Annotated in this window: 2 protein-coding genes and 2 pseudogenes; 2 read left to right on the plus strand and 2 right to left on the minus strand. The window is 66.2% G+C overall.

What is annotated here, in order from left to right:
* Positions 1 to 368, minus strand: a pseudogene (locus BN2503_RS18910) (transposase zinc-binding domain-containing protein); the annotation flags it as partial.
* A gap of 19 nt (positions 369 to 387) precedes the next feature.
* Between BN2503_RS18910 and BN2503_RS18915 the strand changes: the two are divergent.
* Together BN2503_RS18915 and BN2503_RS18920 are read left to right on the plus strand one after the other, a co-directional pair.
* Positions 388 to 1338, plus strand: a complete 951-nt coding sequence (locus BN2503_RS18915; protein ID WP_015061193.1) for a hypothetical protein — start codon at positions 388 to 390, stop codon at positions 1336 to 1338.
* Positions 1329 to 1931, plus strand: coding sequence for a formyltransferase family protein (locus BN2503_RS18920; protein ID WP_015061191.1), 603 nt, complete (start codon positions 1329 to 1331; stop codon positions 1929 to 1931). The genes BN2503_RS18915 and BN2503_RS18920 overlap by 10 nt, the downstream gene beginning before the upstream one ends.
* 56 nt (positions 1932 to 1987) lie before the next feature.
* On the opposite strand, the pseudogene BN2503_RS20380 reads toward BN2503_RS18920, so the two are convergent.
* Positions 1988 to 2145: pseudogene (locus tag BN2503_RS20380) on the minus strand (IS481 family transposase); the annotation flags it as partial.

Consider the following 2145-nt stretch of genomic DNA (forward strand, 5'->3'; position numbering starts at 1 on the left):
TTGAGGCTGGAGCCGAATCGGTGAATGAAGGCGATGGCACCGATGTGCAGGCCTGCCTTGTCCATATGGGCCGCACCGGGGCTGTGGGTCTGCAGAGTTTGTGCGATCACCCGCAGAAAGATGCGCAGCACCATGCTCAGCACCGCTCCGTCGCGCTGCATGAAGTAACGAAGCCGCTTGGGAACCGACAGCACCCACTGGCGCACCGGCAGGCGGGGGAATACGTGATCGTTCAGGTGCGCTGCTGTCTCCACCATGCGCCGGGTGGTGCACGAGGGGCAGACTCCCCGGCCTTTGCAGGAGAAGGCTACAAAGTAGTCGTGCCCACAGTCGCCGCAGCGAGCGCGGGCAAAGCCATGGGCAAAGAGCGGCTCGGGCAAGACCAGCATGGGCCGCGCCCTGTGGGGCAGCGAGGCGGTCTATGCGCCTGGCTGGCCAGCCGACATGCCGGTAATAGACGCCATCACGCCAGACGGCTCGTTTGACGACGTGACGGCCGCGCTCTCCAGCGTGGGCCTGGGCAGCGTGCCTACCTGGCTGCGACCCTATTCGGTTCTTTCCAACGGTGAGCAGTTCAGGGCCAACCTGGCCAGGCTGATTGCCGAGGCACCCAGCCGGGCCGTCCTGGACGAATTCAGCAGCGTGGTCGACCGGCAGATCGCGCAGATCGGCGCGGGGGCCTTTGCCAAGGCTTGGCGGCGCACGGGCGGCCAGGCGGTGCTGCTGAGCTGCCACTACGACATTCTGGATTGGGTGCAGCCGGATTGGGTTTTTGACACGGCCACCGGCAAGTTTTCACGGGGGTCTCTTTGGCGGCGACCGCGCATCGACGTGGACGTGTGGCAAACCGGCTGGGAGCATTGGCCAGCCTTTGAGCCGCATCACTATTTGAAGCTGCCCCGCATGATCGCCGCTACCAACTACATGGCCACGGTGGATGGCCAGCTTGTCGCCCACCTGGCCGTCAGCACCCGCGCCGGGATGGTTGAGGCCCGCGCCTGCCGCCTGGTCGTGATGCCGGAATGGCAGGGTGCCGGGGTGGGCTTGCGCTTCCTGGACGCGGTTTGCGAGCGCTGGCGGCTTGGCCAGAACCGCTACGACAAGCCCATGCTGACCCTGTTCCACACCAGCCACCCCGGCCTGGCCAGCGCCCTGCGCCGGTCTACCAGGTGGACGCAGGTATCGGCCAAGCTGGTCGGGGAGAGCAAGGCACGCAGCCTGCAAAGCATGGCTAAGACGGCGGCCAGGCTCGGCACCAAGAACGTCGGGGCGGGTTACGGTGGCCACTTCCGGGCCGTGCAGGGCTTCCGCTACCTAGGGGCGGCACCATGCGCGTGATGATCGTCGGGCAGAAGTTCTTCGGGGCCGAGGTGCTCAAGCTGTGCCTGGCGCGCGGCGACGACGTGGTGGCGGTCAGCGCGCCTCGGGTGGATGACCGCCTGGCCGCGCTGGCCACCGACGCCGGTGTGCCGCTGTGCCAAGTAGACAAGCGCCTGGGCGCGGAATGGGTGCCGGATGGGCTGGACGTGATCCTGTGCGCCCATGCCCACCTGTTTGTCACGCCCGAGGCGCGCGCCAAGGCCCGACTGGGGGCTCTGGGCTACCACCCCAGCCTGCTACCCCGCCATCGGGGCCGGGATGCTGTCGTGTGGGCCGTCCACATGCGCGACCAGGTAACGGGCGGCACCGCGTACTGGCTGGACGACGGGGCGGATACCGGGGATATAGCGGCGCAGGATTGGTGCTGGGTCAAGCCAGGCGATACCGCCGAGGCGCTTTGGCGGCGTGAGCTGGCCCCTATGGGCTTGCGGTTGCTGAGCGGGGTGTTGACCAGGCTAGATGCCGGGGAGGTGCCGAGGACGCCTCAAGACCCGGACATGGCCACCTGGGAGCCTGCTTACGTGGCCAAGCGATTGGCCGGGAGCCGGTGAGTTAAATTCGTGTCCTGAATCCATCGACGCTTTGTCCTGAATTCAGGGCCGCTTTACTAGTTGTCGCATCCCGGACGATCATATGGTCGCTTGTGAAACAGGTGCGGGTGGGTGTGATGCCACTCTTTCATGGCCTGCATCGGCGTACTGCTCTTGAGCGCTGACTGCGGCAGCTGGTGGTTGTACAAGGCCACATAGCGCAGCAAGGTCTGCT

Source organism: Paenacidovorax caeni, from assembly GCF_001298675.1.
Lineage (GTDB): Bacteria > Pseudomonadota > Gammaproteobacteria > Burkholderiales > Burkholderiaceae_C > Paenacidovorax > Paenacidovorax caeni.

Bases quoted from the DNA above. Each gene is read 5' to 3' on its own strand.
- BN2503_RS18915 (WP_015061193.1), top strand. From the start codon at position 388: ATGGGCCGCGCCCTGTGGGGCAGCGAGGCGGTCTATGCGCCTGGCTGG.
- BN2503_RS18920 (WP_015061191.1), top strand. From the start codon at position 1,329: ATGCGCGTGATGATCGTCGGGCAGAAGTTCTTCGGGGCCGAGGTGCTC.